Source organism: Shewanella sp. N2AIL, from assembly GCF_022690845.1.
Taxonomy (GTDB): Bacteria; Pseudomonadota; Gammaproteobacteria; order Enterobacterales; family Shewanellaceae; genus Shewanella; species Shewanella baltica.
Genome location: NZ_JALBYT010000012.1, coordinates 1 through 25,329, shown reverse-complemented (window position 1 = coordinate 25,329; position 25,329 = coordinate 1). Strand labels below are relative to the sequence as shown.

General features: G+C 45.9%; 24 protein-coding genes. 12 read left to right on the top strand and 12 right to left on the bottom strand.

The features are described 5' to 3' along the window. Positions 1–52: 52 nt before the first annotated feature. The 3 genes from MO387_RS09120 (at position 53) to MO387_RS09110 (ending at position 2,581) form a co-directional block, all read left to right on the top strand. Positions 53–778 (top strand): hypothetical protein, encoded by a 726-nt coding sequence (locus MO387_RS09120; protein ID WP_107949010.1) that lies wholly within the window; start codon positions 53–55, stop codon positions 776–778. A 129-nt stretch (positions 779–907) separates the two neighbouring features. Further along, a complete protein-coding gene (locus tag MO387_RS09115; protein ID WP_107949012.1) occupies positions 908–1,675 on the top strand; it encodes a hypothetical protein in 768 nt (255 codons plus the stop codon). 510 nt (positions 1,676–2,185) lie between these two features. Then, the gene (locus MO387_RS09110) at positions 2,186–2,581 is read left to right on the top strand and encodes a hypothetical protein (RefSeq protein ID WP_107949014.1); all 396 of its coding nucleotides are present in this window, start codon (positions 2,186–2,188) and stop codon (positions 2,579–2,581) included. A 95-nt stretch (positions 2,582–2,676) separates the two neighbouring features. Here MO387_RS09110 and nqrF read toward each other — a convergent pair whose 3' ends face one another. The 6 genes from nqrF to MO387_RS09080 all read right to left on the bottom strand — a co-directional run bounded on the left by nqrF (position 2,677) and on the right by MO387_RS09080 (position 8,608). Then, a complete protein-coding gene (gene nqrF / locus MO387_RS09105) occupies positions 2,677–3,894 on the bottom strand; it encodes an NADH:ubiquinone reductase (Na(+)-transporting) subunit F (RefSeq protein WP_107949016.1) in 1,218 nt (405 codons plus the stop codon). Between the two features lie 77 nt (positions 3,895–3,971). Continuing rightward, complete coding sequence (nqrE, locus tag MO387_RS09100) at positions 3,972–4,580, bottom strand: NADH:ubiquinone reductase (Na(+)-transporting) subunit E (protein WP_107949018.1); 609 nt, start codon at positions 4,578–4,580, stop codon at positions 3,972–3,974. Positions 4,581–4,589: 9 nt separating this feature from the next. After that, positions 4,590–5,210 carry an NADH:ubiquinone reductase (Na(+)-transporting) subunit D gene (locus MO387_RS09095; RefSeq protein ID WP_006080314.1) on the bottom strand — a complete coding sequence of 207 codons (621 nt, stop codon included), beginning with the start codon at positions 5,208–5,210 and terminating at the stop codon, positions 4,590–4,592. Then, positions 5,207–6,013: a Na(+)-translocating NADH-quinone reductase subunit C gene (locus MO387_RS09090; protein ID WP_107949021.1), complete on the bottom strand. Its 807-nt coding sequence runs from the start codon at positions 6,011–6,013 to the stop codon at positions 5,207–5,209. Before MO387_RS09090 ends, MO387_RS09095 begins: the two co-directional genes overlap by 4 nt. Then, the gene (locus MO387_RS09085; protein WP_107949023.1) at positions 6,003–7,235 is read right to left on the bottom strand and encodes an NADH:ubiquinone reductase (Na(+)-transporting) subunit B; all 1,233 of its coding nucleotides are present in this window, start codon (positions 7,233–7,235) and stop codon (positions 6,003–6,005) included. Before MO387_RS09085 ends, MO387_RS09090 begins: the two co-directional genes overlap by 11 nt. Next, complete coding sequence (locus MO387_RS09080) at positions 7,235–8,608, bottom strand: Na(+)-translocating NADH-quinone reductase subunit A (RefSeq protein ID WP_107949026.1); 1,374 nt, start codon at positions 8,606–8,608, stop codon at positions 7,235–7,237. Before MO387_RS09080 ends, MO387_RS09085 begins: the two co-directional genes overlap by 1 nt. Before the next feature lie 454 nt (positions 8,609–9,062). Between MO387_RS09080 and MO387_RS09075 the strand changes: the two genes are divergently transcribed. From MO387_RS09075 to MO387_RS09065, 3 genes are all read left to right on the top strand, one after another. Beyond that, complete coding sequence (locus MO387_RS09075; RefSeq protein ID WP_107949028.1) at positions 9,063–10,103, top strand: NADP(H)-dependent aldo-keto reductase; 1,041 nt, start codon at positions 9,063–9,065, stop codon at positions 10,101–10,103. 362 nt (positions 10,104–10,465) lie between these two features. Next, positions 10,466–11,239: an outer membrane protein OmpV gene (ompV, locus tag MO387_RS09070; protein ID WP_107949030.1), complete on the top strand. Its 774-nt coding sequence runs from the start codon at positions 10,466–10,468 to the stop codon at positions 11,237–11,239. Between the two features lie 21 nt (positions 11,240–11,260). Continuing rightward, complete coding sequence (locus MO387_RS09065; RefSeq protein WP_006080308.1) at positions 11,261–11,719, top strand: hypothetical protein; 459 nt, start codon at positions 11,261–11,263, stop codon at positions 11,717–11,719. Positions 11,720–11,917: 198 nt separating this feature from the next. Here MO387_RS09065 and MO387_RS09060 read toward each other — a convergent pair whose 3' ends face one another. Genes MO387_RS09060 through MO387_RS09045 form a run of 4 tightly spaced genes read right to left on the bottom strand, consistent with a single transcriptional unit; the run spans position 11,918 to position 15,146 of the window. Continuing rightward, positions 11,918–13,210 (bottom strand): ATP-binding protein, encoded by a 1,293-nt coding sequence (locus tag MO387_RS09060; RefSeq protein WP_107949032.1) that lies wholly within the window; start codon positions 13,208–13,210, stop codon positions 11,918–11,920. After that, entirely contained in the window at positions 13,207–13,911 is a 705-nt protein-coding gene (locus MO387_RS09055; RefSeq protein ID WP_006080306.1) for a response regulator transcription factor, read from the bottom strand. The genes MO387_RS09060 and MO387_RS09055 overlap by 4 nt, the downstream gene beginning before the upstream one ends. A 1-nt stretch (position 13,912) precedes the next feature. Beyond that, positions 13,913–14,296, bottom strand: coding sequence for a DUF3019 domain-containing protein (locus tag MO387_RS09050; protein ID WP_107949034.1), 384 nt, complete (start codon positions 14,294–14,296; stop codon positions 13,913–13,915). Positions 14,297–14,306: 10 nt separating this feature from the next. Next, the gene (locus MO387_RS09045) at positions 14,307–15,146 is read right to left on the bottom strand and encodes a MipA/OmpV family protein (RefSeq protein WP_107950318.1); all 840 of its coding nucleotides are present in this window, start codon (positions 15,144–15,146) and stop codon (positions 14,307–14,309) included. 456 nt (positions 15,147–15,602) lie between these two features. Here MO387_RS09045 and MO387_RS09040 point away from each other — a divergent pair, with 456 nt between their 5' ends. Continuing rightward, positions 15,603–15,899: a hypothetical protein gene (locus MO387_RS09040; protein WP_107949036.1), complete on the top strand. Its 297-nt coding sequence runs from the start codon at positions 15,603–15,605 to the stop codon at positions 15,897–15,899. A 54-nt stretch (positions 15,900–15,953) separates the two neighbouring features. After that, positions 15,954–18,230: a TonB-dependent receptor gene (locus MO387_RS09035; protein ID WP_107949038.1), complete on the top strand. Its 2,277-nt coding sequence runs from the start codon at positions 15,954–15,956 to the stop codon at positions 18,228–18,230. 391 nt (positions 18,231–18,621) lie between these two features. Here the strand turns inward: MO387_RS09035 and MO387_RS09030 are convergent, their stop codons facing one another. After that, on the bottom strand, positions 18,622–19,065 hold the full coding sequence (locus MO387_RS09030) for a hypothetical protein (RefSeq protein WP_107950321.1): 444 nt from the start codon (positions 19,063–19,065) through the stop codon (positions 18,622–18,624). A gap of 458 nt (positions 19,066–19,523) precedes the next feature. Between MO387_RS09030 and MO387_RS09025 the strand changes: the two genes are divergently transcribed. Further along, entirely contained in the window at positions 19,524–19,853 is a 330-nt protein-coding gene (locus MO387_RS09025) for a ClpXP protease specificity-enhancing factor SspB (protein ID WP_159075007.1), read from the top strand. Positions 19,854–19,911: 58 nt separating this feature from the next. On the opposite strand, the gene MO387_RS09020 is transcribed toward MO387_RS09025, so the two are convergent. Beyond that, a complete protein-coding gene (locus MO387_RS09020) occupies positions 19,912–21,612 on the bottom strand; it encodes a methyl-accepting chemotaxis protein (protein WP_107949042.1) in 1,701 nt (566 codons plus the stop codon). A gap of 347 nt (positions 21,613–21,959) precedes the next feature. Here MO387_RS09020 and MO387_RS09015 point away from each other — a divergent pair, with 347 nt between their 5' ends. The 3 genes from MO387_RS09015 to MO387_RS09005 all read left to right on the top strand — a co-directional run bounded on the left by MO387_RS09015 (position 21,960) and on the right by MO387_RS09005 (position 25,226). Then, positions 21,960–23,297: a cysteine desulfurase gene (locus MO387_RS09015; RefSeq protein ID WP_107949044.1), complete on the top strand. Its 1,338-nt coding sequence runs from the start codon at positions 21,960–21,962 to the stop codon at positions 23,295–23,297. 113 nt (positions 23,298–23,410) lie between these two features. Next, positions 23,411–23,857, top strand: coding sequence for a SufE family protein (locus MO387_RS09010; protein ID WP_106651552.1), 447 nt, complete (start codon positions 23,411–23,413; stop codon positions 23,855–23,857). Positions 23,858–24,044: 187 nt separating this feature from the next. Then, the gene (locus MO387_RS09005) at positions 24,045–25,226 is read left to right on the top strand and encodes a membrane dipeptidase (RefSeq protein ID WP_242326218.1); all 1,182 of its coding nucleotides are present in this window, start codon (positions 24,045–24,047) and stop codon (positions 25,224–25,226) included. Positions 25,227–25,329 lie beyond the last annotated feature (103 nt).

Sequence of the window (25,329 nt, the reverse complement as noted above, 5' to 3'; positions counted from 1 at the left end):
GCAAACAACGCAGCGCATAAATACTAAGACGTTAGGGTAACAAGGAGTACGGATGATCAAGAGTCAATTTTTAGCTTTATTTGGCGCATTATTTCTTATTTCTACATCAGTTAAAGCAGAGGTAGAATGCGGAGATATTAAATATGATAAAAGTTATAAAAAGAACCTGCCAATTGAAAATGAACCAGATTTCATTCGAAGAGATACACTTTTAACCCCGACTGGAAAAATTAAATGCGAAGTTTCATTAAACTATCGAACACTAACAAGTAATATAAAAACCAAGACTGAAAACGGTTCTATCAAGGGGGTACTGTATAGAACGTTTTATTCTGATGGTAGCGGGAGCGTACAAGGGTTAAAAACAAATACTTTAGACTATGTTAAAGATAAATATGGTACAAACTGGTCTATCTCTTGTAAGAAAGATGAAATGGATGATTCTCGTTGGTGTGCTTTAGATAAGGGCGATTTACGTGTAGGTATATGGAAAGATGGCACTTCATTTATTTCTATTGGCAGTGAACATTATCCTAATTCAAGTGCAACGATTCGAATAGATAAAAATAAACCTATTACAGTTTCAGAAAAAAGTGGTTTCACAACAGCGCAATCTACTGAGATTATTGTTGCATTGCTATCAGGGATATCGGTTTTGACTAGGTATCAAAAATGGCCTTATCAAAGCAATATAGATAATCCAACTGATTTATATGGCTTTCCAGAGGCATGGGAATTGTTAAATGCTATATATAAATCATCTATCCCTATTGAGTAGATGCCATAATAAGCTGTTTAGTAAGGAAAAAACACAGTTGGCAGTTTTCGTTCCTCAACATTTTAGCCAACTATAGTTTGCCCATTAACAGGGCATTAAGTTTCACGAATACTACGGAGTAAAATTTCAGTGATAGATGAATCAAATCCTGCTGGTAGATTACATAAAATTTTGTCTAATGCGAAAAGGCAACCAGACAATCAAAAAGTCAAAGTTGTTTGGAGTAAAGCTCTAGGAGTAGAGGAAGATGATGTTGTAGTAACTAAGTCAGTAATAGAGTTATATTCACTTTCACAAGAAATACAATCGCTTATTAAAATGAATGATAATTTAAATCATGAACTTTACTTATCATCATTCAATAGAATAGACATGGCTTTTTTCCCGCTCAACTTAGCTACAACTTGGCAAGGTGCAAAAAATCATCTAACCGATGAAGCGTTAACTAGATTGCAGTTTTGTGCGCAAGAGCTATCCGGTTTTTACTCAGAAGAAACTTTATCAGAAGAAGATTTAGCTGATATTATTAAAAAAACTGATGATCTATACAATTCATTGTATAGATCAACCTTACCAAGTGTTTTAAGGCTTACTTTATTAGAAGAAGTTCAGCGCATTAGAAATGCGATAAGCTTGTATCAAATTAAAGGAGCTAAAGGTTTAAAAGAAGCACTCCAAGGAGCCATTGGTGCTGTTGTCGCTAACCAAGAAGAGCTTAAAAAATCGAAAAGTGACAATGGTGAAGTAATAAAAAATTTAGGTGTCTTACTTGATAAAGTAGACTCTTTTGCTTCTAAAGCGTTAAAAATACATAAAATAATCAAATCCCCGATTAGTTTTTTAATAGAAAAATTTAGTAGTAATAATGAAGAAGCTGATGTCGAAAGTGAAACTTAACAAATTGCTTAAACGGACAGAAAACAGTTGGCGGTTCTCGTTCCTCGCAAATTGTAGCCGCTTAGCAAAGCGTTAATCTGAAAGCTTTGAAATAGAGCTAAACACCTAACAAGGTTTTGTCCCAAAGTATGTTGCTTATGTCTTGCAAATCTACAGGTTACGCGAATGCTCGAAAGGTGCGCCAGGGTGATTGGCGAGACGACAGTCCGCCCCATGGACGGGGCGGTCGAGCATCCAAGGACGGACTTGAACAACATCCCTGTTTAACTGCCAGTTCGCCGTCCATGGCTCTCGTTCATAAGATCAGAAACCCTAGGTTTCTATTCACCGTGTCGATAAGCCAATGCCATGGCGAGCCTATTCAGGAGTAATGTGGAAGTAACTTTGACCCCAATCCTTAAAGCAACCTCAATGACTATTCGCTTGGACGTAAGCCGAAAGCAGATTATGTTGTTGATTTTAAATGGCTGGTAAAGTTTTCAATTTGATTATCTGTTCTAAGGAGAGAGCATGTTCTTTACATTACTGCTTATTACATTTGCACTATCTATAACCGTTTCATTTCTTGTTGTTTCGATTTTCAAAAGACCACTGGGAGAAATATTTTCTCGAATAATTCAAGATTCAATCAGTGCCGCTTGGCAAAAATATATTATTTTTGCCACATACGTTGTGGGCATTTCTGGTGGGGTTAGAATTTATGATTTAGAGCGCTACATTACCGCTCGACATAAAGATGTAGAAATTCTACAGCTAACTCTAGAACGTTGGACTATTGAGATCTATCGGACAATTATTGAAACTTTGCAAAGTATCGCATGGATGTATCTTATCGTATTTATATTTGCCCTTATCGCATATGTCATTGTTAGAGGCTTTGAACTTAAAAACGCTAACAAGCAATAAACAAAACTCGCGTTAAGTTACCTTAACGCGAGTTGTTAGTTTTAAGCTTTACCGCTAATTGAAGCTCTGATTAAGTGCTAGCTTAAGTTTAACGGCTAATCACCAAAATCATCGAGTAGGATGTTTTCTGGCTCAACGCCTAGGCTTTCAAGCATCTTAATTACTGAAGAGTTCATGATTGGAGGACCACACATGTAGTACTCGCAATCTTCTGGTGCCTTATGATTTTTAAGATAATTCTCATAAATCACATTATGGATAAAGCCAGTGTAGCCAGTCCAATTATCCTCAGGCAATGGCTCAGATAGCGCCACATGCCAGACGAAGTTGTCATTCTCGGCCGCTAGGGCATCAAAATCCGCTTGGTAAAACACTTCACGGGTTGAACGGGCGCCGTACCAGAAGCTCATTTTACGCTTCGTTTTCTTACTCTTAAGCTGATCGAAAATGTGTGAACGCATAGGTGCCATGCCCGCACCGCCGCCGATAAACACCATTTCTGCATCAGTTTCCTTCACAAAGAACTCACCGAATGGCCCAGAAATCGTCACTGTATCGCCCGCTTTCAGATTGAAGATGTAAGATGACATCTTACCCGCTGGCACATTGGCCGATGGCGGCGTCGCAATCCGCACGTTCAGCATAATGCGGCCCTTTTCATCGGGATAGTTGGCCATAGAGTAAGCGCGCAACACTTCTTCGTTGACGGTAGAGACAATGTCAAACAGGCCGTATTTGTCCCAATCGCCACGGTATTTTTCAGGAATATCAAAGTCAGCGTATTTCACCACATGGGCTGGCGCTTCAATTTGAATATATCCACCGGCTTTAAAGCGAACATCTTCACCTTCAGGTAATTCAAGCAATAACTCCTTGATAAAAGTCGCCTTATTATCGTTAGAGATCACTTTACATTGCCACTTTTTCACCCCAAAGATTTCTTCGTCGAGCTCAAGTTCCATATCGGTTTTCACTGAGACTTGGCAGGCGAGACGACAACCTTCTTTAGCCTCTTTCTTGGTGATATGGCCCATTTCAGTCGGCAGAATGTCACCGCCGCCCGCTTTGATTTTCACTCGGCACTGACCGCAGGTTCCGCCACCACCACAGGCTGACGGAATAAAAATACTCTGACTCGCCAAGGCGCCGAGTAACTTGTCACCCGCCGCAACTTGAATGCTTTTTTCGGCATCTTCGTTGATGCTTATTGTCACTTCACCCGTAGCGACTAATTTCTTTTTGGCGATTAGAATCACTATCACCAATAGACAGACCACTAGCGTGAACATGCCTATGCCAATTGCCATTTCCATCGTATTACCCTTTTCTAGCTCTTTTCTAAAAAGAATCTGGTTTCACTTTCTCAATTCTTGGCTCGCCTACTGTAGCGTTACAGCGAGATCCCTGAGAAAGACATAAAGCCCAGCGCCATCAAGCCTGTTGTGATAAAGGTGATACCAATACCTTGTAAGCCTTCGGGAATCGCGTTGAATTTCATTCTTTCGCGCAGTCCCGCCAGCAGCACAATCGCCACCGCCCAGCCAAAACCCGAGCCCATAGCAAACACCACTGACTCACCGAAGTTGTAATCACGGTTCGCCATAAAGATCACCCCAGCAAAAATCGCGCAGTTTACTGTGAGCAAAGGTAAGAAGATCCCAAGGGAGTCATACAGGCTAGGAATGTACTTATCCAAAAACATTTCAAGGATTTGCACTAACGCCGCAATCACACCGATGAAAGTGATCAGCTGCAGGTAACTTAAATCGATACCGGGTAATCCCGCCCAAGACAATGCACCAGGTGCGAGCACTTTGACGTAAATCAGCTGGTTTAACGGCACGGCTAAGGTCATGACCACAATCACGGCGACACCTAGACCAAAGGCGGTTGACACCTTTTTAGACACGGCCAAGAAAGTACACATGCCCAAGAAGAACGACAGCGCCATGTTGTCGATAAAAGTGGCCTGCAAAAATAGATTTATATAGTTTTCCATATCTGCTCCTTAACCCCGTTTCCGCTGGATCACATTGATAGTCCAGATCAGCACGCCAATCAGAAAGAAGGCGCTCGGTGGTAACTTGAACATCTCGTTTGGCAAGTACCAGCCGCCATTTTCAATGGTGGTAAACACGCTATGACCGAATAAATTGCCCGTTCCTAACAGCTCGCGTACAAAGGCAACGCTGATCAAAATCAAGCCATAACCTGTCGCATTACCCAGCGCATCGACGACCGCTAAATGCGGTGGATACTTCATGGCGAAGGCTTCTGCGCGGCCCATGATGATACAGTTAGTGATAATTAACCCAACGAATACAGAAAGTTGCTTAGATAACTCGTAGGCCACATCCTGCAGTACCATATCGACGATAATCACCAAAGAGGCGATAACCGTCATCTGGGCGATAATCCGCACACTGGTTGGGATAAAGTTACGGATGGCAGAGATAATCAGGTTAGAAAACACCAACACAAAGGTCACTGCCAGTGTCATCACCACAGCGGTTTGCATTGAGTTACTGACCGCCAGCGCCGAACATACGCCCAGCACTTGCATGGCGACGGGGTTATTGGCAAACACTGGCCCCGTTAGCATGTCACGCATGGATAAAGTGTTGCTCATTTTGCCTCTCCCATCTCACCTTGCAATTCACCCTGCGCGGCCGACGCTTTCAGCTGATTGAAGAAGGTTTGAAACCCCTCAACCCCAAACCAAAACTCCATCGCGCGCTGCACGCCGCGGCCTGTCATGGTCGCGCCACTCACAGCATCGACACCGTGGACATCGCCTTCTTTAGCGCCGCCTTTAACGAGGCGCATAGCAAATTTGCCTTTTTCATCAAATAATTGCTTACCCTTCCACAGCGATAACCAATGGGGATCTGTTACAAAGTCACCGATACCTGGGGTTTCACCGTGCTCGTACACCACTAGCCCTTTAATGGTGTTGAAATCGGGTTCAACCGCCACATAGCCGTAAATCATCGACCACAGACCTTTACCGTAGAAAGGCACAACTACACTGTCTAACTTGCCATCGGCATCAAGCACTTTAAATACGCGGGCATCGTTCGCACGGGTTTTAATCTTGGCGATGTCCTTTTTCGGTGCGCTAGAGGTCTCAGGATTAATCGCCGCCATACGCTCATCAAAATCGAGCACGTTAGCGTCTGAGTCCACCTTACCTGTGTCTAGGTTGATCAATAATGGCTTAACCGATTTAGCGAAAATCTCTCTAAAGTCAGTGTCCTGACCTAAGTTCACATCAGCGGCCATCAACACATAACGCTTCACTTCGTCACGTTTTTTGGAGACTTTACGTTCTTTCAATATGCCTGCTGTGCCTGTGATCATAAACGAGCACAGGAGGCAGAGCGTGATGGTGAAGATCATGGTCCCCACCACAGTATCTTTCTTAAAGACCATGACGTTTTAATCTCCGTTTGATGTTGGCGCGGGCCACCAGATAATCGAACAGCGGCGCCCAAAGGTTGGCGAACAGAATGGCTAACATCACGCCCTCAGGCATTTTGGGGTTAGCGACACGGATAAGCACTGTCATAAAACCAATCAAGGCACCGTAGGCAAACTTGCCTTGGCGAGTGTAGGAAGTGGTCACAGGATCGGTGGCCATAAACATCATCGCTAGCGCAAAACCGCCAGTGACAAGATGCCAAGTCCACGGCATTGCCATCATGTCATTGCTGCTAGAACCGATGTAATTACAGATGGTTGCAGTCGCAATCATGCCAAGCAGCACACCAAGCACAATGCGCCAATCGGCTAAGCGGCTGATCAGCAGTAATGAACCACCGACCAAAATGGCTAAGGTGCTGGTTTCACCAATTGCGCCCACGGTGAAGCCAAAAAAGTTGTTCCACCAATTAGGATCGCTAAAGGCACTAAACCAAGCGTAATCGGTAAAGCTCAGCTTGCCCGCTGCGGTTTGTGCCAGCGCCGTTGCACCAGAGAAACCATCAACGGCAACGAGCTGTTTAATGGTTGCAACTTCAGAGGGATAGGCGAAGTAGATAAAAGCCAAGCCCGCCAGCGCAGGGTTAAGGAAGTTATATCCCATGCCGCCAAACAGCTCTTTAGCCACAACCACACCAAAGGAAATCCCCATGGCCACCAGCCATAGCGGTGTCGATACTGGCAAAATTAAGGTAAATAGCAGGGCTGTAACGAAGAAGCCTTCGTGCAACTCTTGGCCGCGAACCCGCGCAAACACCACTTCCCAAAACAAACTGGTCAGCAGCGCCGTCAGGTAAATCGGCAGATAAAAACTAAGACCGTAGAGGAATAAACCCAATACCCCAGTGTCTTGGCTAAGGCCGCCAAACAGGGTATTAAAGATTTCTAACTTCCACACATCTGGGGTCGATAATCCGCCCGCGAGCGCAAGCTGCGCCTGTAGGCCAATGTTATATAGACCGAATAAAATGGCAGGCAGTAAACACAAACCGACTAACGTCATGGTACGTTTCACGTCAATCGCGTCACGCACATGCACTTTACCCTTAGTGCTGCGGCCACTGGCAATGACGAGTGAACGCAAAAAGCCCTTCATCGACTTACCCGTTGCGTAGTATTCTTCCTGTAAATCAGTAACTTGCTTCAAATCAGGTTGTTTAACTTGCTTAGTCATTAACCTTCCCTCTCGATAACATCTAGACAGGCACGTAATTCTTTACCAAAGTCATATTTGCCGGGACACACAAAAGTACACAGCGCCAGATCTTCTTCATCTAACTCCAATGCACCTAAGGCTTGCGCCTCATCTGTATCACGCACCACTAAGTCTCGAACGAGCAAGGTGGGTAAAATATCCAGTGGCATCACGCGATCTAGCTGACCAAAGGCCATCATGGCGCGGGCTGAACCGCCCTGATGGGTAGTGAATTCGAACAGCTTAGTGGCACCAAACAAACGTGATGTCACCGCGCGGGTAATAGAGAATTTATCCGAGCCACCCCGTACCCAAGAAAGTACATGGTGCTGCGCATCTTCGCTCAGCACTGACACTTGGTTGTGGAATCGGCCTAAAAAGTCATGCACACCAACCGCGGTATGGCCAGATAACACAGAGCCCGATACCACGCGGTTTTGGCCGGGTTTGATGTCATCATTGACTAAGGGACTTAACTCGGCGCCCAACTGAGTGCGCAGTAAACGCGGATTTAGTACGCTCGGGCCACCTAAGGCGACGATGCGGTCGGTATATAACTCACCGGTTTGGAATAATTTGCCGTAGGCAATCACGTCTTGATAGCCGATATGCCATACCTGACGCTCTAAACTCACAGGTAAAGTAAAGTGAATATGAGTGCCGACTAAACCCGCTGGATGAACACCGTCAAAGCGGCGCAGCTCAAGTTGCGGCAATGCCTCTTTCACAATCGCTTCGCCCTTATCCTGACACAGGTAAACCTTGCCTTCGGTTAAGCGGCTCAACACCAGCAAGCCAGCTTTAAAAGCTTCGGTTTGCTCGGCGATGATCAAACGCGGATCGGCGGCCAGTGGATTAGTATCAATTGCGGTAACAAAAATCCCTGCGGGCGTGCTATCGAGCGCAGGCACGCGCGAGAAAGGCCGCGTACGCAGTGCAGTCCATAGACCGCTTTTCACTAATTGCGCCTGAACGGTTGACCTTGCTAAAGCGGCGATGTCTTGATGGATTTCGAAGGAAATCTGTCCATCGCGGTTTTCGCCGTCATCACAACGAATGACAACCGATTGTAGAATTCGGCGCTCGCCGCGGTTAATCGCCACGACTTGGCCACTAGCGGGTGCAGTGAACAACACGCCCGGTGTTTTTTTATCTTCAAACAGGGCTTGGCCCTTTTGAACCCAATCGCCCTCTTCGACCAACATCGTCGGCTTAAGCCCAACGAATTCTTCACCCAGAACAGCCACTTGGGATGGCTTAGCACCGAGTTCAATGACCTGTCGCGGCTCGCCAGCAATCGGCAAGTCGAGGCCTTTTTTGATCGTTACAATTTGGTTTGAAAAATCTGCCATCACAAATATCAACCATGAAAAATTTTTAGATAAATTCAGGGTAGAGATTTGTTAACCAAGTTTCCGATATTGGCGTCACATTCCGCCGTAAATTCGTAAGTTAGATACGTAAATTTACGCCGTTTTGTGACACAGGTTCACTTCCAAACTCGCCGCGATCTATAAATGTAGTTTTATAACAATTTATTCATAAATACGTTATTACTGATTTAGTCATACCTAAGGTTTACAAAAATAAGCCAAAATCCCCATCTCAGTGCAGCAAAGCGATAAAACCGTTAAAAGCGCGACTCAGAGAACAAACTTCAACCAATGGCATGCCTCAAAAGGGCGCAATACCGTTTAGCGGGCTGGCTATTTTTAGCGCACTAACATTTCAACCTATGGTTTAACCTTTGCTTTACAGCAAAAGCTTGGTAGCCTCAAACTAAGAGAGTTTTCGTAGGAGAAATAGATGGAATACAGACGCATACCGCATTCTAATCTCGAGGTCAGCAAAATCTGTTTGGGCACTATGACTTGGGGCGAACAAAATACCCAAGCCGAAGCATTTGCACAGCTGGACTACGCCATAGGAAATGGCATCAACTTTATCGATACGGCGGAAATGTATCCCGTCCCACCTAAGCCCGAAACCCAAGGGGAAACAGAGCGTATTCTTGGGCAATATATTAAGGCTCGCGGCAACCGTGACGATCTAGTTATTGCCACTAAAATTGCCGCACCGGGTGGTAAGAGTGATTATATTCGCAAGAATATGGCGCTGGACTGGAACAATATCCACCAAGCGGTCGATGTCTCCTTAGCACGCCTCCAAATCGACACTATCGATCTTTATCAAATCCATTGGCCCGACCGAAATACCAACTTCTTTGGTGAACTTTTTTACGATCAACAAGATCAAGAACATCAAACGCCGATCCTCGAAACCCTAGAAGCCCTCGCCGAAGTCATTCGCCAAGGTAAAGTGCGCTATATCGGTGTGTCGAACGAAACACCTTGGGGCTTGATGAAGTACCTGCAACTGGCCGAAAAACATGGTCTGCCGCGTATTGTGAGTGTGCAAAACCCTTATAACTTGCTCAATCGCAGCTTCGAAGTCGGCATGAGCGAAATCAGCCACCGTGAAAACCTGCCGCTGCTCGCTTACTCACCCTTGGCCTTTGGCGCCCTAACCGGCAAATACTGCAACGACCAATGGCCCGAAGGTGCACGCCTGACCTTGTTTAAGCGTTTCGCCCGTTACACCGGTTCGCAAATGGCACTGGAGGCCACGCAAGCCTACGTCGATTTGGCCCGCGAGTTCAAACTCACGCCCGCACAAATGGCGTTAGCTTTTGTTAACTCACGTCAGTTTGTCGGCTCCAACATTATCGGCGCCACCGACTTGTATCAACTGAAAGAAAACATCGACAGTTTAAAAGTCACCTTATCGCCTGAGCTATTAGTGCGATTAAACGAACTGTCCGATAAATTCAGATTACCTTGCCCTTAGCCCCCGAATCTCAGCCCCTAGGCTTAGTCGGCGAGTCGTTTGAATAACCAATAGCATCAGGTAAATACACCTGATGCTATTGATTTCATTCAGCACAACGTCGCTTACTAAGCCCAAATGCCGCCTCCTTATCGCATCTCGCTTTGGGTTAACGGCAAACTATCAGCCCCAAACTCTCTTGTACTGACCAAACACAAAGCTATCGTATTACCCCCGTTAAACTCGCAGCAGCATACTCAGCCCGATACCCTTCGACGGTCCTCCGGCAAAATGCTTCAGGTTACATTCGGATACAGAGTCCTGTTAAGAACTGAAATATAGTGGCGCCACAGTCACTAGACAGATGTCTTAAGGATCAAAAAATGAAAAAAATTTGCTTTGTAATCACAAGTGTTTTGATGTCGAGCCACGCGCTTGCTGAAAGCAATACCTACATTCGTAACGGTAATATCTATAGTCATCAAGATCAGTTCTTTGCTGGCGCAGGTGTTGCTACTGGTAGTCAGTTTTATAAGGGTCAAGATCACCAAACAGGTATCTACCTCAATGGCGGCTACCACGGTGAGGACTTCAACGCCGATCTGTCCGGTATCAACTACCGCTTTTTAGGCACCAACGACAGTGCCGTTAACTTCAGCATTTTTGTGGTTGCCAATCCAGGCTTTGATGCCAATGACGCCGATATTTTAACTGGCATGAAGGATCGCAAATTCAGTGGCGATCTGGGTTTAAACGCCGACATTCATTTAGGCACAGGCACGTTATCAACCAAATTCCAACACGATGTGACAAATGTTTATGATGGTTTTCAAGCTGATATCACCTACTACCATCCAATAAATCTAGGCTTTGGGGATCTGGTGCCTTATGCGGGTGTGCACTATTTTAGTAAAGACTTCGCAAACTACTACACAGGTGTGACGTCATCTGAAGCAACGGCGCAGCGCCCTGCTTATCAAGCCGAAGGCACCTTTGCCTATAAGCTAGGTTACGCTTTGGTTATTCCAGTCACTAAGCATTTAGACATTACTCAAGCCACTGGTTACTCGCACATAGCTGCCAACATGGCTGACTCTCCGCTAATCGACAGTAGCAACCAGTGGGTTACTACTCTTGGCGTGAGCTATAGCTTCTAACTAACCTGACGAGACAAGACCATGACATCGATCAAAAAAACGTTTTTATGTGCTGGATTAGCCTTGATGCTTTCAGCTTGCGCCACTTCATACGATACCGAAAAGCAATTTTGGTCTTTCGGTAAAGGCTTTGAAACCGCGCAGATTGCACCCGATAGCTGGCAGATAAGCTTTGTTGGCAATACCAACACTGACCGCGCATTGGCCCGAAAGTACGTCATGCGTAAATCGGCTGAGTTATGCAAACAGGCTGGTTATAGCTACTTCACTTTCACTCGCGAACAAACCGATCGTGATGCAGTGGGCCAATTTGGGGTAGGAAAGAACAGCAGTAACGACATTTTGTGGGGGAGTTCTACGATGAATCAAGAAACTTCTGTCATGGTCGAAGTCACAGGTTTACATAGCAAACCAGAAAATACGAACTCACGTATCTACGACACGGATTACATACTTAACAATGTCGATGTGAAAGGTTAATTGCGAATCAAACGAGCACCAGCCTAGCTCCTAGGCTGGTGCTGTTTTATCGCTACATCGCGACATTGCTCGCTTTGCCTGATGGTTATGCAGCGTTAAAATCCAGTCTTAAACTCTTGCCTTAAACTCTTGCCTTAAACTCCGCTTTAAAATTCAGCCTTAAATTCCGATCTAAATCTCCAACCCTAAACTCCAGCGTTAAACTTCAGCCTTGAATTTTAGTGACATGCGAGCGCCACCGAGCTCAGGGGAGCGTCCAATACGTAATGGGGCATTCATCCAACAACCAATTCTGTCGACAATCGCCAATCCCATGCCATGACCGGAATTTCCACGGCTGTGCTGACCACGCACAAAAGGCTTAATCACCTGCGCAGACTCCAGTTCGTCTATGCCTGGACCGTCATCGTCAACGTGTAACCAGGTCGCGCCCTCCTCGACTGCCAACGTCAGCCGAATCTTTGCCTTACCAAAACGCAGCGCATTATTGAGCAAATTATTCACCTGCATTGATAAGTACTTAGGGTCTGTCTTGATCTTGAGTGCTGTGGGATAGGAAACCAGTTCAACTGAAAAATCGGGGTACACTTGGCCTTGATACTTTTCGAGTAGCCAAGCATTGAGTTCAATCGACTGCCAATCGGGCTGGATATTCGCTTCATCGAGGCGGGCATAACTCAGCAGCGTCATCACCAAGTCTTCCATAGTGTCTAGATCGCGGTTCAAGCGCTGGAAATACTTCACTCTGAGCTGTTCGCTTTGGGTTTCTTCCAGCGCCTCAATGCCGAATCTTAACCGTGCGATCGGAGTTTTTAAATCATGAGAAACAGCTCGACTGAGCAGTTTATTGTCATCGATCAATTGCTGAATACGATCCGCCATACGGTTGAATTCGCTTTCAATAGTACCTATGTACGACGTTTTTCTAACAGGAATTCTCTGCTGCAACTCCCCCATACCAAACGCTTGGGTCGCCTTACTGAGATTAACCAGTTGACGGATCAAGGGTGACACCCACACCAACAAAATCAGCACCACGCCGCCATAAAAAAGCATGGTATACAGCTTATTCAAGTCAAAGTTGCCATCGGTGGGCGTGACAATATCGGTATTGATGTTCAATACCTGCCCCGTTTTCGGCAGTAAATAATGCAAGGAGATACCGTCATCGGACTCCAGCAGCAGCGATTCTCCCGCATAAAACGCGGTTTTTAGGGCTGAGGGTAAGACGAAATCGGCTTCACTCGCTAAAGACAATTGCTCTGAATTTAGCTGGTTCCAGTTTGCGATAAAACTTTGATTGTTAACGCTATCGTTATCGAGCGTTTGCGCCAGTGTGCCGCCCAGCAGTTTTAATGCCGCAAGATGAGTGGCTGGGGTTTGCGTGTCATTATCAGGATCTAGCAGACTGGCAAACTCACTTATCGACCAGCCTAGGCTCGCAATGGCCACCAGCACCACCAGCACCAGTGAAGTCATCAACTTCTTCATAAAGCTTGCTCACCTTCGTCGCGGCAAAACAGGTATCCCTTGCCACGGATGGTTTTTACTTTATAGGGCTGACTCAACGCTTCCTGTAATTTCTTGCGTAAACGCGATATGCGAATATCAACTGAGCGATCTAGGCCGTCGTATTCAATGCCCCGCAGCTGAGCCACCAGTTCATTACGGCTGACAATCGTGCCCGCCTTCAATGCCAGTAGCCACAACACATCGAACTCATTGGCATTCAAATCCAGCGGCTGTTTATCGATAGTGACCGATTTTGCCGTGGCATTGAGCACCAGCGAATCAAACACTAACTGCTGTTTTTGTTCCTCATCACCCACACGGCGTAACAGGGCTTTTATCCGCGCTAACAACACCTGTGGCCGGATCGGCTTAGTCAGGTAATCATCTGCCCCGACATCTAATCCGCGGATCTCATCCCCATCCTCAACACAAGCCGTCATAAAGAGAATGGGCCCAGCATAAAATGCCCTCGCTTCCTTACAGACATCGAAACCATTCTTAACGGGTAACATCACGTCGAGTAACACTAAGTCAGGTATCTCTTCGGCTATCATCTCTAAGGCAAAATCGCCTTGGCTAGCAACCGTGACTTCGTAACCGTGATCCAGTAAATAATCACTGATCCACTCTGCCAGCGAGATATCGTCTTCGACCACTAAGATGTGCTTTTCAACTGACATATTAGAATAACCTCCAACCTGACTGACTCTGTTTAGGGGCCTTATAAACCCAAGTCACCACCACTTTGACCTGCGCCAGTGGTTGCACATCATCAGTACGGATCAGACTAAAGGTCGCCGTTTTATCACCTTCAAAACTATATTGGTATTCTTGCATGGCTTTGCCGCTCCAGCAGATTAGCTGGTGCTGGCGGTCAGTCAGTATGAGGCAATACTCGCCGCTCGTCGGTGTTTGCCATCGAAACAACACATCTTGATAGCAAGTTTGCCCTTTATGGAGCGCAATGCAGCGCTCTGGGGTCGCAGTAAAAATCACCGAATCGTCCTGACCCCAAGCAAAAAAAGGCGCGTTCAGTAACACTAGCCATAAATAAAATCGCTTCATGCCCACGCCCCTAAAACACATAGCTGATAGAGGCATTAAAAAACGATGCATATCCGGCTTGATTAAAGGGACTGTCGGTCACTTCTTGGGATAATACATTGAAGCGATACATGGCCCGAAACACAAAACTCTCACTCAGCGGATAGGCAACACCGAGCTCCATACCGTAGCTAAAAGAACTGCTCGGGTGATATTCGGGAAAGAGTTCAGTTGCTTCTTCTTTGCTGACACCAAAAAGATAACGATTCAAGGTGGCTGATGAGTAGCCTACGCTTCCCAATACGTGAAAATTCCAATTACGTACCTGCCAAGACTTACCCAATCTGGCGGAACTCTGAATACCCTGATCATCATAATAATCAGATACTAATCTGTACTGAAAAACGTAGTTATCGCCCCAGTAACGCGTCGCACGAAAACCTGCGCCAATATAGAGCGAATCTTCCGATAATAGATAAGCATTGCGGCCAGCTTCATCGAGTGTGCTGGGATCCAGATCTGGACGAGACCATGAACCTTGTAAGTTCGCCAGTAACAGATCAAAGGACCAATCCTCTGAACTCCAAAGATTAACCCCAAGATTAACCCCATCCTGAGATTGGTGGATCATCTCAACAAACATGCCTTTGTATTGATACATGCCACTGACCAACAGCGACAATTGCGCAGCGCCGGAATCGGTTTGCCGAACATCAATTTGATTAATCCCGTAAACACTCATACCCAGTTCAAAATCACCGCCGTCGGCAAGGCGATTTGAACCTCCGTTGACACTGCTGGCAATATCCGATGCGGCAGCGGTACCGGGAAGAATGCTGAGCGTTAACACAAAAAGCCAAAGAATACGCATGCCCATTTAATCCACATTTCTAGTCGTTATTTAGCGCTACATATTACAACAGTTTGTTAGTCTTTTTATCCGCCACTGCACAAGCCATTGCATTTTTGCGACGAAAATATCGTCAGATAAGAAGTACAGTCAGCAAAGCGCAAGGAAGTGAACTTAAGCGAGAGGGAAACTTCGCGCCCAATACGCTTATCCGCTGAAACGATTGAGGATGTAACTAAGGTCTTAAAACCTTCATGTTCGTCATTCAACATTAATCAGGATGATAGAATCCATAATAAAAACAAATTAATAGATTAAATCATCCCATCATCGAAACCGATTAAACATTCTTTATTAACAAAGGTTAACTAGACCCAATACTGACAATTCAAGTAGGGTCGAGTCACAAATTAGGATCAACTGTATCTCGCGTTCGACTGGTGCGACGCTAAGATAACTCTGACCCATAGAAGAATAATGACTCACTCAAGTTCCCCAACTCACAGAAAGTGGCTTTGGCTACTACTCGGCTTGTGGCTGATTGTCATCCAATCGGTTGCGCTGTCGCATTCTGCTGAACACAGTTTAGAACATGAGCATGCCCACTGTTTCCTGTGCGATTTTGGTCATGAGCAAAATGCAGGTCCATCGTCTGTGCTTATGCCGCCGATGGGATTGCAGCAAGCTGAAAGCATCCCGCAGAAACCTTATCAACAACCGAGTTTACCTTGGTTACGTCACTTCAACGTGCGTGCACCGCCCTTACTGTCTTAAGCAAATTCAATCATTTAAAAAATCTATTTTTTGCTTATCTAAAGGAAAGGCACAATGAAACTTGCACTATCTTCAATAGCGCTAGCAGTAGCTGGCGTGTGTTCACCGGTTATGGCCGCTCAATTACAAGGTCAAGTAACCGATCTGCAAGGCGCACCTATCGCTGGCGCCCTTGTCAGCATCGACGGTGGGACGAGCACAAGCACCAATTCTCAGGGCCAGTATCAGTTAACTGTGGCCGACAATAGTCATATCCATCTCCACATTAGCAATGCCGACTTTAAGCATGTTGATAGGGATTTGCAGATAACAACTGGCGCGGTAACGCAGGATATTTCACTGACGAAAACGGCGATGGAAAACATTGTCGTGACCGCATCGCCGCTCGCCCGCTCTGCGCTCGAAAGCACGACGCCAATTAGTGTACTGACCGAAGATCAACTCAAGCTCAATATCGAGCCGACGCTGGGTGACACCTTAGAAAAACTGCCCGGCGTACAAGCCTCTCACTTTGGTGCTGGGGCGAGTCGCCCCATCATTCGCGGCATGGGTGGTCCTCGAGTACAAGTGCTTGAAAATGGTCTGTCTGTTGGTGACGCATCAACGGTATCGGCCGATCACGCGGTAACAGCGGAAGCCGCCTCGGCGCAGCAAATAGAGATCCTGCGCGGCCCAGGTACATTGCTTTACGGGAACGGCGCCATTGGCGGCGTGGTCAATGTGGTGGATAAACGCTACCACGAGAGCCCAGTCGATGAACTGTCGGGACAATTTGGCACTCGCTACGACACGGCCAGCAATGGCCGCACCTTTAACGGTGATATCGATGGTGGCAATGGTCAGTTCAATTGGCATGTAGATGGCACCCACCGCATTACCGACGATGTCGATATTCCGGGAAATGCCATTGCCAATCTGCCCGAAACCCATGGAAAGCTGTCGAATAGTAATCAAAAACTCGACGACTATGCCGCGGGTGTTGGCTATACCGGTGACACGGGATTTGTCAGCGTATCCGGCGCGCGCACTGAATCGAATTACGGTATTCCCGGCCGCGGCGAAGCCGATGCGCCCGACATCACCATAGATTTAAAGAAAACCGCATGGCAACTGCACAGTGGTTTGTTAGATCCTTTTGCAGGCTTCAGTAAACTGCGTTTTGATGCGGGCTATACCGATTATCAACATGCTGAGGAAGAAGATGGGGTTGCTGGCACAACTTTCTTCAACAAACAAAGTGAAGCGCGCTTAAGCCTTAACAATCATCCTTGGGGTGAGTGGCAAGGCACTATGGGGCTACATGCTGTGCACCGTGACTTTGCCGTTGAAGGCGAAGAAGCGCTGACACCAGACAGCAAAACCGATACCTTAGCCGCCTTTATCGTGCAAGAACGTAAGGTTGGGGATTTTCGCGTCGAACTCGGCGGCCGCTTGGAGCATTACCGCTTAGCGCCAGACGGCATGACGCTAGACACGCTAAATGGCGAACAACACTACCAAGCCGAAGACTTAGTCGATAATGATTTAACTGTATCGGCGGGCATGATGTGGGACTTAGATCCTGCCTATAACTTAGGACTGTCGCTCACCCGCGCCCAACGTTCGGCCACCGCCGAAGAGCTTTACAGCTATGGTCCCCACGATGCTACCCAAAGCTTTGAGCTTGGTTCGCAGTTCAGCATTGAAAATGGTCAAATCATCACTAACAATGGCAATAACGATAAAGAGATCGCCAACAATATCGACTTAACCCTGCGCAAATTAGAGGGTGCGTGGACAGGCTCATTGAGCATGGCCTACAACCGAGTCAATAATTTCTATTACGAGAAAAATACGGGCTTAGTCGCCTCTGATATAGTCAACGGCGATGCTGAAGGTGATTTACCGGTTTACCAATACACCCAAGGTGATGCCGAGCTTTATTCCCTCGAGGCCCAAGCCAGCATCCCGTTTAACGATATTTGGTCATTGGATATGTTCAGCGATTACACCCGTGGCAAGCTGGTCGATGGTGGTAACTTGCCACTCATTTCGCCCATGCGTATCGGTTCAACTTTAAACTTTGACCAACAACAATGGCACGCTGAAGTCGGCGCGATTGGCTATGCAAAACAAACGGATACCGCCGAAAATGAAACCGAAACAGCAGGCTATGCGCTAGTGAATGCCGCCGTCACCTACCGTTTATACACTTCTGCGGGTGACATGCTGTTCTATGTCAAAGGCACAAATCTACTCGACCAAGACGCGCGGCCACACACCTCGTTACTCAAAGATTACGCACCACTGATGGGACGCAACTTTATGTTAGGTGTCACCTATAACTTCTAAAAACAAGAGTTGTAAAAGACAATAAGTTAAGCCCAAAGCGAAGTCCTAGACTTCGCTTTTATTCATCTATTAGTCACTACGTAAGACAAGTTGCTACAGGCATATTCACATCAGTAGCAAATCACAGCGGCTATTATCGCGAGACTGATTTAGCAAAAAAGGTTTACATCAATTTAAACCAAATCTGATTATCGACAAGTAACCAGCCAGACACGGCCAATAAACAGCTTCAATGAGCTGTCCAAAATACGTTTATCTGGCAATAACCGTTAAGTCGTTATAGCGCTACCTTTAACGTCATCACCATAAAAATATCTAAATAAGCCATATTAATCAATACCATGTAGTACACCACACAATATAAGTCACTAGATTGCAAGGTATGATCTGGTTACATGTCAGTATCGAGAGATAACGATTCATCAACTATCTTATATTTTGAGTGCCATACAAAAGTCGCGCGCATGGCATTAAAATAGAAGAACATAAAAACGATGGCTAATGGAAGTCCTTGAACATTACCCAAATCGCTCCATTGAAGAATTTTAGATAAGACAAAATAAAACAACATCAAAGTGGCTGCGATTCTCGATTTTCTATAGATAAAAAAAGCCATCACTGCCATTAGCACGACATCAATCATAAGAAATGGATCAAGGAAATAATTCAGCGTCGCGTTTTCAGTTTGGGTAAAGAAACCAATGGTACTAAAAACTAATGTTATGCTGAGTGAGATTAATGTCACTATCCAACCATTTTTAATTGCAGACAGACACTGTTCTTGAGTCTCAATCTTGAACAGACTTTTCAAAGATGCTTTATTTTTTCCTGCCATGATAAATCTCCGTTTAAAAAACTGGCAATTAATGTTCAAATACCAAAGTAAAGCCAGTTCACCAAGGTTGATTATCACCAACTAAACTTTCCTTCCCTTCTGAATCTTCTTATCATACATGAGCAGCGAAAAAATCAGCTCATACGTTAGTTTGTATATGAGCATCTAGTGGCATTAAATGTCGATAATGGAACACTTAAGTTAACTCAACATACCTATTAAATGACTATTTTTCACATAGTAACGCCTAAAGTTCAATAACTTGATGCCATGGGAGCTGAAGAACAAAAACAGTAAAGGAATATCTCACTGTGAACATAAAAGCGAAAAATGCAGGATAAAATTTAATGGAACTAATTTTAATCACCTTGTTAATACTGCCGTTCATAATTATTTTTTATAAACGGAATCGATTCTTTCCCTGGTCAACACGCCTTAACTTATACCGAATGAGAGATATGTTAGAAAGTACTGATAATGCCAGAAAATTCTATCAAATTTATTCTGATATCATTAAAGCTAGCAAAACGCCTTATATTATTATCGATACAAATCATTATGCTGTTTCGGTACCTGAATCGAAAATAGATCATGTAAAAGATGAAATAACACTGAGCATACACACTGCAGCGATAAGGGGAGCCCACTATCAAAACAATACGCTCAAATTTCATGCAACCTTTGATAAAATAAGCACAGAAGTCATTGTGCCAATTACCGCGATCAAAGCCTTGTACGCCAAAGAAGATGGGATAGGTATCGAATTCGGTGAAGATAACTCACATTAACTCTCCAATATAAGAAAGAGAATTAGGATTAAGAGAATTACCTTTTTATATTATATGACTAAACAGCGCGTACCTTAAACTGCTGCATGGTTTCCCTTAATGAGTTGGCCTGCTGAGACAATGACTCACTGGCTTTTGCCGTTTCATTGGCGCTGCCAAGTACCAATTCCCCTGAATCTCGAATCGCATTAATCCGCTCGCTAATATCCTCGGCGGTGACGGCTTGCTGCTCGCTTGCGGTCGCGACTTGAGAATTGGCCTGAGTCAATTCAGTTAAGGCATCTAAAATCTCAAATAGGTGCTGCTTGGCTTGATTAACGAGCAGTGACGACTCACTGATTTGCTTGTCGTTATTAGCGAAGGATTCGACTGAGGACTTAGCATCTTTCACGAGTGTTTGGATAAGATCGCTGATCTCCTGCGTGGCGGTTTGGCTACGAGTTGCCAGCGCCCGCACTTCTTCGGCGACCACAGCAAACCCACGTCCTTGATCTCCCGCCCGCGCCGCTTCAATCGATGCATTCAAGGCCAACAAGTTCGTCTGCCCCGCTATCGCATCGACCACAGAAACAAAGTTGAGGATTTTTCCGGTACTCGCTTGAACCTGTTGAATAAGTTGATTCGAATACTGGGCGCTGGCGACTAACTGTTTGGAAATTTTTTCGCTCGCATCGACAACCTCGCAACTTTCTTTCACCTTATGCTCGGCTTGTCCCGCTGAGTACGAAGCGGTTTCGGCACTGCTCGCCACTTCAGTGATCGTTGCCGCCATTTGGGTCATAGAGGCGGCGACTTGATCGGTATTATCCTGCTGCCTCAACATGGCCTCACGATTGTTCTCGGCCACCGCATTAAGCTCGGTCACCATAGAGGCAATTTCTTCACTTCGAGCAATCACTTGGCCGACAGTTTTACTTAAGGTCCACGCCATTTGATTCATACTGACGGTGAGTTCGCCCAGTTCATCCTTAGAATCGACGCGCAGCTCTTGGTTAAAGTTACCCTGTTCCATCTTAGCGGCAGAATTACGTAACCGATTGATAGATTTGACCATGTATTGACTGCAAGCAATGCCAATCAATAGGCCTATGACTAAAGACACGATAGAAATAATCGTTAAGCCATAAATAGCCCTAAGCTCTTCATCCTTAGTCACAGAAACCGCGGTTTGAGTCATTTGCTCTAAACGCTCAACGAACTGACTTAGCTCAGTATTAAACTCGTTTTGCGTGACCTCTAAGGATTCAACCCGCTTAGCTAAGGCGGCTGGTTCTTCTTTTTGCTGGATTCCAGTGATGACAGTGGCAAGTAAAGCCTCATAATCACCAAAACGTTGAATAATCGTGCCAATATCTTGATTTAACTGCTGCGTTTTTTCATGTAATAGCGGATTTTTAGCCTCTTTTAATGCCGCATTGAGCATAGACTGAGTCGAGAGTAACTCCTTATTAATGTCTTCTTTATGCTGAATAACATCCGCAATAAACGCCGCTAAAATGGGCTGACTCGATGCGGCTTCAATATCCGCCGCACGAAACGCTTTTTCTAAAATGACTGAGCTTTCGAGCTGCTTAATGGTGACGTCGGTTGATAATCTCACTAGTGGAATATTTTCCTTTGCAATGCCTTGGATTTCCTCAGAAACTCGCTGCATCTTCAACAGACTAAAACCAGACAGAATCAGGATCAGCACTAACATCACCCCAACGAGGGCGATCATCTTATGTTTAATCCGTAAATCTTTTAAAAACTGCACCATAAAACGGGTCTCCAACAAACACCGATATCAAAGGACGTCCCATTTAGAATAGTCGCAGTTTTCACTTTGGGTGGTTGAATTGAGCCTAAAGTATTAGCTGAATTTAAAAGAAAAACTGAAACATTAGAAAAATCGCATCATAGCTAAGCTCGATGATACGTTAGAAAGTCAAAACCCATTTAAGGCACACGAAATACCAGAGGGCATAAGTTTGAACAAACCTTGGTGAAATTAGACACTCAATACCGCCTTCCAATGTCAACGCCTCAACAAACCGCTAAAACTTGCATTAACATGGCAGATCACAGAAGATCCCTTGGCCTTTTTCATTGCCTTTAGCCTCATCTATGACTCAACCAGCATCGCCTACGCCAAATACTGTGACTCACACAGCGACGAATACTGTTACCTCACATCATTCGGCAAGTGCCTCGCCTGATGCCACAGCTGTTCTTTGTTCATTAGAAGCAGAGCAGCACAATGCTAAAATTAGGTCACAATTCCCAGCGTTACATCAACTGCTTGATGGCTATCCCTTGTGTTATCTCGACACCGCAGCCACCAGCCAGAAACCGCAAATGGTGTTAGATGCCATGGCGCAGTTTTACGCTAACGACAATGCCAATGTGCACCGCGCGGCGCACCAGTTATCGGCGCGCTCGACCTTAAGTTATGAAAAAGTGCGCGATCAACTGCAGCAATTTTTAAAGGCCGAACGCCGTGAAGAAATCATCTTTAGCCACGGCACCACAGAATCAATCAACTTAGTCGCCTTTGGACTCACTGCACACGTAAGCGCAGGTGATGTGATATTAATCGACGCCGCCGCCCACCATGCCAATATCGTACCTTGGCAGGAACTGGCCAAACGCACGGGGGCAGTGATTAAGCCTATCCCTCTCGATCAAGCTTGCCGCTTAGATGTCAGCGCCTATAAAACCTTGCTCGAGTTAAAGCCAAAAATTGTCGCCCTATGCCATGTGTCCAACGCCCTAGGCACAGTTAATCCCGTGGCTCAGTTAGTTCAGCTAGCAAAAGCCCAAGGCGCAATAATCTTAGTTGATGGCGCGCAGGCAGTGGCGCATTTAACGCTGGATGTGACTGAAATAGGATGTGATTTTTATGTCTTCTCTGGGCATAAAATGTATGGTCCCACTGGCGTTGGCGTGCTTTACGGCCGTTTCGACCTGTTAGATACTCTCGCGCCACTATTAACTGGCGGTGAGATGATTAAACGCGTGAGTTTTGAAGCGACAGAATTTGGCAGCCTACCGAATCGCTTAGAAGCGGGCACGCCGCCAATTGCCGAAGTCATAGGTTTGGGCGCGGCCATTACATTTTTACAAACCGAGCTCACGCCGCAAGTTCAAGCTTATGAAGCTGAATTAGTTAACTATTTACAAAGCCAATTGCGCGCGCTCGGCGAAGTGCATTTATACGGCGCCTTTGATGACAATATCGGTGTCGTCGCCTTTAATCTTGCCGATGAACATCATCAAGATGTGGGGATTTTGCTGGACCAACAAGGGGTTGCCGTGCGCTGCGGCCATCATTGTGCCATGCCATTAATGCAGAGTTTGAATCTTAAGGGCTGTTGCCGCGCCTCTATCGGTATCTACAGCAATAAAGACGATATCGACCGTTTTGTTGCCGCGTTGGTCTCGGTAAAAGACTTGCTGCTGTGATCCAGTCTTTAGCCACTGAACCACGCGACTCATGTGCTCAAAATAAGTTACGTCCCAGATAAGTTACGCTCAAGACAAGTTACGCTCAAATAAGTGAGACAGGATTTAGCCCTATGACAGATTCAACTAGCCCTATGCCAAATGAGGCCGACTTTCACTATTCAGTGCAAGATGCCGAGACCTTGCTGGCGCGCTTTACCAAGGCAGCAAACTGGCAGGAAAGATATCGCCAAATTATGTTGTTAGGGAAAGACTTACCGAGTTTAAGCCCAGAACTTCGCGTCGAAGCCGCTCAAGTAAAAGGTTGTGAAAGTGATGCGTGGATTTATCACCTCGAACAGGCTGGTAAACACTATTATTTAGCCGACAGCGATGCCCGCATCGTCAAGGGATTAATTGGCTTATTACTTGGCGCCTGCCATGGCAAAAGTCGCGCTGAGATCCAAGCATTTGATCCTGCAGCTTACTTCAAACAATTGGGACTAGAAGGTCAGCTCAGCCCATCACGCACCAACGGCCTTAACTCTCTCGCCAAAGCCATGCTTGAAGCCACTCGATAATCATAACCTTAGGGTTTCATTTACTGGCAAAAGTACTGGCACAAACGATAATGAACACAGCTCTGCAACAATAAATCATCATCACTCCAGCCTAGGGGCAAAGGCCAAAAAAGGGATTTAATCAAAGACTTCTACGCCCTAAAAAGGTATAAAGAAGTTACATTTGCGTTATTGATAGGAATCGAGCATGCCCATCAAGGCAGTCAATCACTACCGTCGTACACTCCTTAAAGGTCTTGGCGCAGCAACCCTGTTAAGCCCACTCGTCAGTTTACCTAGCTTTGCCGCCGCACAGAGGCGGATATATGTCGATGGTTTATCCTTCCTACCCGATGACTTAAGTGATGTAACCGCCGCTAAACTCGATGCCTATCTTTGCGATATTTCGGCGATTGAGACTATAGAACAAGCCGATGGCACTCAAAACTACAAACGCACCTATAAAGCCTGTATGGAAAGTATCAAGCAGGCTGCAAAACGGGTAAGCGAACATCCTGACATTTTGTTGCAAGGCCTGAGTGGACGAGATATTCAACGTGCTCGCGACAGCCAGCGCACTGCGGTGTTTTTTCAAATCCAAGGCGCAGATTGTGTCGAAGCAGACAGTGAAGCTAACCAGTGGGCACGGGTGGATGAGTTTCATCAACAAGGGCTGCGCGTATTGCAGCTCACCCACCACTATGGCAACACCTTCGCTGGTGGTGCGTTAGACAATGATGCCAACGGCGGACTCAATCGGCCGCTCACCGCCCACGGACGCGAACTTATCGCCAAACTCAATCACGCCAATATCTTGGTCGATGTGAGTCACTCCAGCGCTCAAACTGCTTTAGATGTCGCAAAAATCACGAAATCTCCCATAGTGCAGAGTCACGGCGCGGCGCGCGGCATAGTAAACCATGCCCGTTGTTCCCCCGATGAAGTGATCCGCGCCATCGGCGATAGCGGCGGCGTATTCGGCGTATTTATGATGAGCTTCTGGCTTACCAATAATGCCGTGCCTACGATCGATGACTATATTCGCCAGTTGGAATACGTATCGCGCGTCGGCGGTGTAGATAGTGTGGCAATCGCCAATGACTTCCCACTGCGCGGCCAAGAAAACTTGCTCGCTCTTAATAATGACAACGCCCAAGGCATTAAAGAATATCAAGAATGGTGGTACAGCTTAAGGGCGAAAGGCGTGCTAGGTTTCGATGCAGAGCCAAGGCATGTCGTGATCACCGAGCTAAATCATATCGATCGCATGAGCCGTATCGATGATGCCTTAGCCAAGGCGCGCTTTAAAGCTACCGATCGCGACCGTTTCATGGGTGGCAACTGGCAACGCGTGCTCAATAAAGTACTAGGGCTTGTTGATCTTTCGTGATGGATTATTAGACAGCATGATGGGCTGGTATAATTACTTTCGCCAAAAACTAACCATGACAACCCATCATGCCAAGAACAATGTTAACAGACGAGTACTGGTC